Source organism: Variovorax sp. CCNWLW235, assembly GCF_037204085.1.
Classification (GTDB): Bacteria; Pseudomonadota; Gammaproteobacteria; order Burkholderiales; family Burkholderiaceae_C; genus Variovorax.
In genome coordinates this window covers 143,524-150,332 of sequence record NZ_JBBCBW010000013.1, presented here as the reverse complement: position 1 = coordinate 150,332, position 6,809 = coordinate 143,524, and the positions used below count along the sequence as shown (strand labels likewise).

At 58.2% G+C, this 6,809-nt stretch carries 9 protein-coding genes; 8 read left to right on the top strand and 1 reads right to left on the bottom strand.

Annotated elements, in window-relative coordinates:
* From V9L21_RS16275 to V9L21_RS16245, 7 genes are all read left to right on the top strand, one after another.
* On the top strand, positions 1-433 hold a 433-nt coding region (locus V9L21_RS16275), incomplete at its 5' end, for a hypothetical protein (protein ID WP_337313541.1).
* A 97-nt stretch (positions 434-530) separates the two neighbouring features.
* Positions 531-971 (top strand): hypothetical protein, encoded by a 441-nt coding sequence (locus tag V9L21_RS16270; protein WP_337313539.1) that lies wholly within the window; start codon positions 531-533, stop codon positions 969-971.
* 168 nt (positions 972-1,139) lie between these two features.
* A complete protein-coding gene (locus V9L21_RS16265; RefSeq protein WP_337313537.1) occupies positions 1,140-1,376 on the top strand; it encodes a hypothetical protein in 237 nt (78 codons plus the stop codon).
* Between the two features lie 78 nt (positions 1,377-1,454).
* Positions 1,455-1,865, top strand: a complete 411-nt coding sequence (locus tag V9L21_RS16260) for a hypothetical protein (protein WP_337313535.1) — start codon at positions 1,455-1,457, stop codon at positions 1,863-1,865.
* Between the two features lie 119 nt (positions 1,866-1,984).
* Entirely contained in the window at positions 1,985-2,311 is a 327-nt protein-coding gene (locus V9L21_RS16255; RefSeq protein WP_337313533.1) for a hypothetical protein, read from the top strand.
* 290 nt (positions 2,312-2,601) lie between these two features.
* Positions 2,602-2,964 carry a hypothetical protein gene (locus tag V9L21_RS16250; RefSeq protein WP_337313531.1) on the top strand — a complete coding sequence of 121 codons (363 nt, stop codon included), beginning with the start codon at positions 2,602-2,604 and terminating at the stop codon, positions 2,962-2,964.
* Between the two features lie 94 nt (positions 2,965-3,058).
* Positions 3,059-3,790 carry a hypothetical protein gene (locus tag V9L21_RS16245; RefSeq protein ID WP_337313529.1) on the top strand — a complete coding sequence of 244 codons (732 nt, stop codon included), beginning with the start codon at positions 3,059-3,061 and terminating at the stop codon, positions 3,788-3,790.
* 725 nt (positions 3,791-4,515) lie between these two features.
* Here V9L21_RS16245 and tuf read toward each other — a convergent pair.
* Positions 4,516-5,709, bottom strand: a complete 1,194-nt coding sequence (gene tuf / locus V9L21_RS16240; RefSeq protein ID WP_337313527.1) for an elongation factor Tu — start codon at positions 5,707-5,709, stop codon at positions 4,516-4,518.
* Between the two features lie 664 nt (positions 5,710-6,373).
* Between tuf and V9L21_RS16235 the strand changes: the two genes are divergently transcribed.
* Positions 6,374-6,787, top strand: coding sequence for a hypothetical protein (locus tag V9L21_RS16235; protein ID WP_337313525.1), 414 nt, complete (start codon positions 6,374-6,376; stop codon positions 6,785-6,787).
* Positions 6,788-6,809: the final 22 nt, after the last annotated feature.

Genomic DNA, 6,809 nt, shown 5'->3' with positions numbered 1-6,809 from the left:
TGAGGCCCACCAGGCATCGACAGCACCAGAGTTCGGCATACTGGCGCGACGAGGGCGTTTCCACACAGCCTCGGCCAGAACCGGACATCAACCAAGCAAGCCAATGAGCCTCGATTTCATCCTCATCAAGTCGCACGGTCGCCCAACGTCCGTAAATGAAATCGAGGAGGATGAGCAGTTCAAGCTTGCAGAATATACGAAGCTTGCGGAACGACTGTTCGGCCCGCTCAAATGGCGAGGCGGAACCGCAATCGCCATACAGGATGGAATGAGTTTCGAACTCACGCCACATGACGTTTCCCTTTCAGTGGCAGCGCGGGGACCTGGCGACACCGTGACGTACATGGAAAACGTCGCGGGTCTAGCGCTTGCGGAAGGGGTGGTAACCGTGGAACTTTCAGGCTCGGAAATACTTGTGCCGTTCAGCAGCTGACATCGACCAAAACCAGTCCTTCGGCCCCTGACCAGCTACTTTGAAGCTATACCTATCTCTGGCTTATTTGTCTCAGAGGCGTGGAGATTGAACCAACATGTCCCAACTCACGCGGCTCCCGCTTCGGACGCGATTGAATGCGATTCCTTGGAGCGACTTCAGGACCTGCCTAGGCCCAGCGGACAAAATGGGGGGAAAACTGGAACGCCTCGCGAGCACGGACCCGGCCGCGGCACTTGCTGCAAGCCGCGAACTCTGGTGCGATTTGGTTTCCGGTGGCATCGGCCCTCCGCCTGTCGCGGTTCTCGCGCTCCCTTTCGTTCTCGACGTCTTGCCCCAAGCCAGTGAAGAACTGACGATTGAGCTCCTTGAACTTGTCTGGCGCTGCATTCACTTCGAAGGACCAGATGAGACGGAGACCTTTAAAGAACTGCGGCGCATGGTCATGGCACGGCGCCCTCGACTGCTCGAGTACGCCGCTGGACCCAGCCAGGAAATAGCAGAGTGGGCGAAGGACATCCTTGCCGACATAGGCTAGCAGACCGTCAGCAGTAAGTGTGCTTAGGAGGAGGTGAAATGTCTGTTGTGAGGCTGAGGCTCCAAGGTTCGCGACCGGCTACAGTCGGCCAGAACCGGACCTTCGCAAGCCTCTCGCATTGCTGCTGCACGGCTTAAGACTTTAATAATTCACGAGAACCACACATCGATGTCAAGCCTGGTGAAAGGTAGCCGAATCCAACTGATCAAGGTAAACCTTGAGCGGGTTGGCCAACGGGATTGGATGAACGAACGCGAACCTGGTGTCGGCGACGTTGCAGTGGTGGAGGAAGTGTTCGTAGTAGGCACGGTGCCTTTTGTCAGATTGGTCTGCGAGCCTGAAGCCGGATTTCTCGTGTGGCGTGCTGATGTCCGGGAAGATGGCTTTGAGTACGTCAAGATGTAGTTGCCCGATGTATTCGCGGGCTGTTGGAGCCATGTCCAGAATGTCTATGCCCCAACGGCTCCCATCTTCTTTCGACCAGTGAATATCATCTTCAAACTCTCACTACGCATGGTGGTCTGGACTGTCTGGCCGATCCTGACCACGGCTGTCGCAGCACAACAAACCGTCTCGACCGAGCGCTCTGACGCGGTAGCGGCTGCCTGCCTCTCGTTTGCCAAACAAACCCTCGCCGATCCCGACCTTCAATCCATACTCATGACAGCTATGGCCAGCCCGGAGGGCGTTTGCAGCTGTGCAGACGCGATGATGAAGGCGGACCAACCGCTTCAACTGGCGCTTTCAAACGATGACGAGGGCTCGTCGAAAATCATGCCCCGAAAAGACTGGGCCCTCTACGTTCGCGGCAAGTTTTCTGCGTACCTCATGCAATGTCTCGGCGAGACGATTGGCAGAGCCACCGACAAGATGTACTCCGAGCGCCGCCGATGATTGTGTCGACCGAGATAACGCTCCTCCGGTGTTGATGCCAGGGCGTTGCTCTAGTCCGGGCTCGGCATCTGTTCATTCATCTCAGCGCTCCTATGGCCGAGATAGCACGGAACCGGCTCATGCCCCAGGTACTCGTTTCTGGCCGAACATTCGACTGGTCTTTCGTGACCGGAACGGCTGAATTCAGAACGCTGCCACGATCCAGCGATCCTGATCAAATAGATGTGCTGCGCATATCGTCCCCGGGAACGGGCTTCGATGTCGCGATCCGCGTAGATGTTGAGCAGTGCTCGTCAAGAGATAGACGATATCTGGGGCCATTGCTTGTGATCGGCAAAATGCGTTTCCTGATGGGCAGCGTGCAGCCCGTGCGAATCAACTCAAGCGGCGGTCGATGGGTTGGCTACGGCCTCGAAGGCGCGGCCTCTCTGAACCAGAGACGCTGACAGGTGCGACGGCCTGCGGCCGACCAACAGCGCACCTTCGTGCGCCTACGCCTAGCTCCGTTCAGAAGCGGACGTCCAAATCCATCGCCCGCAGTGTCTCCTCAGAAGAGACAATAGTTCGCATGCGCGAATACAAACGTTTCATTTTCCAAGCTCTGTACAGGAGCGGGCTTAAGTCGGCGGTCTGTAGTTTGGTCGTGACACTGGCAGCCTGCGGCGGGCCCACGAAAACCGGATCGCCCTTTGCAGTCGCTGAGCGGCGTGCTTGGCAGGCGACGATCGACCGCTGTATGAAATCGAACAGCCGCGGAGAAATGTCTAAGGAAGCATGCCAGCTTGCCTGGGACATGCTTTCCGTACCGGGTGTTCGCTGGGCGAAGTCACAGTTGCAGCCGGATGGAACGCTGCGTGAAGGCCGGGCGGAATTTGATCTTGCCTTAGCAAGAAAAGCTCAAACAGTAAGACGAGATTGCCTGAACGGCTGGCTTACTCAAGAAGGGAAGAACGGACCACCAAATCTAAATCCTACGGTGCTTGGGCAAATGCGAGCTATGTGTTTCGGATTCTCCGTAGTTTTCTCCGAAGGCGCCAATGCGCTGGTCGACCAGTTAGGCGAAGAGGGCAAATCAACATCAGGGCGCGTGACGAATTGACGGCGTTCGTCCAAAAGCCGACCCTCGCCACGTTGGGCTAGATGGCAGCTGGCTAACGACATAATCGCCACAAAAGCACGCCTGCCGAACTCCGATGAAATTCAATGATCTTGCCCGCAAGGCCGCCAAGGGCTCCGGCCCACTGTCCTACGGTGGCGCGATTCATCCGGAAGACTTGATTCGGTTTTCACTCGCGTACGGCGCGGACGGTGCTGATGAGATTGAGCGGCTCTGCAAGCAGCATGGATGGCACGAGGACGGCGTACTGGGAGACGGAAAAAGAGTAACGCCGCTCGCGCGGTGGGCTGCAGCCTGCATTGCCTACGGCCGCGGCGGCATCGCCTCACTGAAGCATTTGCTCGCCGATCGAGCACTTGCAACATTTGCCATTGCGGTTTTAAGCGAAGTTCGCTCTGAATCTAGCGTAACGGTGTTGTTGGACTACTGCATGTCGACCACCGCTCTATCGGACGAGCCAGATGATCCGTTCTGGCGAGCGCTGGGCGCATTGAACGGATTGACGAGCTTCGATGACGGGTTGGTGCCGCCGCAAGAACAACAGAAAAAACTGCAAGAGCTGGTGATCAGAACTTTCTCCAACTCCGGGACGGCATATCAGCAGACGCTTTGCCTGTGCGCGTTGAGAGGGGCGCCCATCGAAGGTTCGTTGGAGTGGGCAGAAGCCCAGACGGTGACCGATCCTGGTGCGATGCGCGCAAGATCTGCCGCGATAAAGTCCCTCCGGCGGCGCCTTTCCGACGCTTACAAGCCGCCTAGTGCTGAGGAGAAACGTCAAATCCGCAGGCAGCGAGCGCTCGATGTTTAGCGCGCTAGCTGCGTCCTTGCTCTCGATCTCGAGGCGACTTAGAGTCTGTGAAGGCAGAGCCCGCGCTTGGTCGGTTGGGCTGCCTTTGAAGATCGCCTTCCGCTGGATGCCAAACAACTGCAGGAATGCCTCACACAAATGCAAGACAAGCTGCCAATCCTGGCTGCCGCTGTAAGCTACGAATAAAGGGCAGACTTCGGCCAAGAGCGGTCCTCTGACGCCGGCGGAGGTTCATCTCAGCGCCGCCTGGTAGGTCTCGATCTGCGGCATGAGCTACAGGCGTCGCGCCAATGCTTCGACGCACGCTCGCTGGCGGCATTTTGGTATCAATGGTCCGAAGGTCACGAGGGCGGTTTTTGTTTGGCCGTCGCGCGATACGACGCCGCAGAGCACCTAGTTCCAGGTGTAGTTTGCGTCGCAGCGAGAATTGAAGATCAAGCATTCAAGTACGGCATCCTTGAGCCTGCTGACGCTCCATGGGACGAATTTGGTGCATTCGGGGGCTTATCAGACCGCGAGCAGGCGCTTCCGGACAAGCAACGGGTCTTTGCTTTGGTCGATGCCATCACCGAAAACGACTCTAGGCTGTCAGCGAGGATTCTCGCGAGTGGACTGCAGTCCTAGTGAGATTTCGAGGTGACTCAGCAGCGATCAGCTTTCGCTAACCAAAAAAAGCCCCTGCCGTCTGACAAGCAGACGACAGGGGCAAGTGGCACATCAGCCTTTCAGCCGAGCACCTCGGTCACGATGCCTGCGCCGACGGTTTTGCCGCCTTCGCGCATTGCGAACCGCATGCCGTTCTCAATGGCCACAGGCTTGTTCAGCTCGAAGCTGATCTGCGCCTGTGCGCCCGGCTCGACCACACCGGTCTCGGTGTCGACGCGAATGACACCCGTCACATCGGTCGTGCCGAAGAAGAACTGCGGCTGGTAGCCGGAGCCGAACGGGGTATGGCGGCCACCTTCGTCCTTGCTAAGCACGAAGATCTGCGCGCGCCCCATCCGGTACGGTTTCAGCGCACCGGGCTTCACGACAACCTGGCCTCGCACGACATCGTCGCGCTTGACTCCGCGCAGCAACAGGCCGACGTTCATGCCGGCGCGTCCCTCGGCGACGTCCTTGTGAAAGGACTGCACCCCGGTGACGATCACCTGCTCGTCGCCGGCCGAACTGAGCCCGACTATCTCCAGGCTGTCACCGACGCGGATCACACCGCGCTCGACACGGCCGCTGATCACGGTGCCACGGCCCGTGATGGTGTGCACGCCCTCGACAGGCATCATGAACGGCGCGTCGTAGTCGCGCACCGGATCAGGGATTCGCGAGTCCAACGCGTTCACGAGCTCGACGATGCATTGCACGTCAGGACCTGCGAGGTCTCCGCGTTCGGCGGCGGCCAAGGCCTTCAGTGCGCTGCCGAAAACGAACCGAGCATCGTGGTATCCGTGCGCAGCCAGCAGTGCGCCGATCTCCATTTCGATCAGCTGCTCGATATCCGCACGGTCGCTCTCGGCAACGAGATCCATCTTGTTCACGAACACCACCATGTAGCCGACATTCACCTGGCGTGCCAGCAGCACATGTTCGATGGTCTGCCGTGCGGCGCCTTCGGTGCCGTCCACCAGCAGGATCGCGCCATCCATCTGTGAGGCGCCGGTGATCATGTTCTTGATGTAGTCGGCATGCCCGGGACAGTCGATGTGTGCGTAGTGACGGCAGTCCGACTCGTACTCAACATGCGACGTATTGATCGTGATGCCGCGCTCGCGCTCTTCCTTCGCGTTGTCGATCTGCCCATAGGACAGCGCATCGCCGCCAAAGCGCGCAGACTGCACGAAGGTAAGAGCAGCCGTCAGCGTCGTCTTGCCATGGTCAACGTGACCGATGGTTCCGACATTCACATGAACTTTGTTCATCATGGTTTTCTCCAGTTTGAGAGTAAAAAACCGACACGATCCGCTGGCCAGGCGAAACAGTCGGCGGGTTGTCGGCGCGCGCGCCAAACTCACGATGCCCGCTATGCGGGCGAAAAAAAAGCCTGCCGGGGTGCACCACCCGACAGGCTTTTTTATTGCCTGAAGGATGGACCTCCAGGCGCACGAGGGCCTGGAGGCTCTACACGAACCACTCCACGAAGTCGACGCACAGCACTGCGCTCGCAGCGTGTGCGGCGGGCAGAAGTCGTTGTTCGGGGCTCATGTTCAGGTCTCCAAATGGCAAGCAAAAAACAAAAAACCCGGTGGCTTGAGGCCTACCGGGTCTTGTGAAACTCAGGAGGCCGAGCCTCCAGGTGTAAAGGCTCTAGGAAAACAATTCGGCGCAAAAAGGGCGCAGCGAAATCGCCGCAGCTGTGCGGGTCATCAATGCGTCTTGCGTGGTCAGGAACTGCTTCATGGGTCTCTCGTGCGGTCGGCTGCTAACCGCAGCGTGAAGGTTAATCTTTGGGGAGCGGAGGCTAACACCGCCATAACAATCCGGCAACAGGAGCGTTGCGCGCACACCGCAACAGGTGCCGAAGCTTCGTCGGGTATATCGGTGAGTCGCGTTCAGCGGCAAAGTGCGAGCAGGAGCGGACGGTCAGGCTTGGCGCGAGCACTCAATTTCATCGAAATGTTCATTCGCTTTGTAATCCACAGCAACGACATCGACTCCGGACGAAGGCAGGGCTTGTTTCAAGCCCTCGGAGAACTCGAGACACAAGGGTTGCTCCTGGAGCATGAAGTTGAGCGCTATTACGAGCTTCGTGACTGGTTCCGGAAAAACCTCCGCAAGCCCGTGAGCTTCACTCGCTCATCCAAACCGCATGCGAAGAAGGTGGCGCTCAGTTGGTTCAAGGACACTGCAACTCAGCACATCGGCATGATGCACGGTCTGGCTCGGGTGTTGGAAGCGCACGATGTCATGGTCGAAATCTTGCGTAGCGACCGACCTGGCTATGTTGTCTACGAGGACGAATTTCAAGTCGCGGCTGAACCATTCAACGAAACACTGACCTAGCTTTGTTCAGAAGAGCCGAGCC

Bases quoted from the DNA above. Each gene is read 5' to 3' on its own strand.
- V9L21_RS16265 (WP_337313537.1), top strand. From the start codon at position 1,140: ATGTCAAGCCTGGTGAAAGGTAGCCGAATCCAACTGATCAAGGTAAAC.
- tuf (WP_337313527.1), bottom strand. From the start codon at position 5,709: ATGATGAACAAAGTTCATGTGAATGTCGGAACCATCGGTCACGTTGAC.
- V9L21_RS16255 (WP_337313533.1), top strand. From the start codon at position 1,985: ATGCCCCAGGTACTCGTTTCTGGCCGAACATTCGACTGGTCTTTCGTG.
- V9L21_RS16250 (WP_337313531.1), top strand. From the start codon at position 2,602: ATGAAATCGAACAGCCGCGGAGAAATGTCTAAGGAAGCATGCCAGCTT.
- V9L21_RS16245 (WP_337313529.1), top strand. From the start codon at position 3,059: ATGAAATTCAATGATCTTGCCCGCAAGGCCGCCAAGGGCTCCGGCCCA.
- V9L21_RS16270 (WP_337313539.1), top strand. From the start codon at position 531: ATGTCCCAACTCACGCGGCTCCCGCTTCGGACGCGATTGAATGCGATT.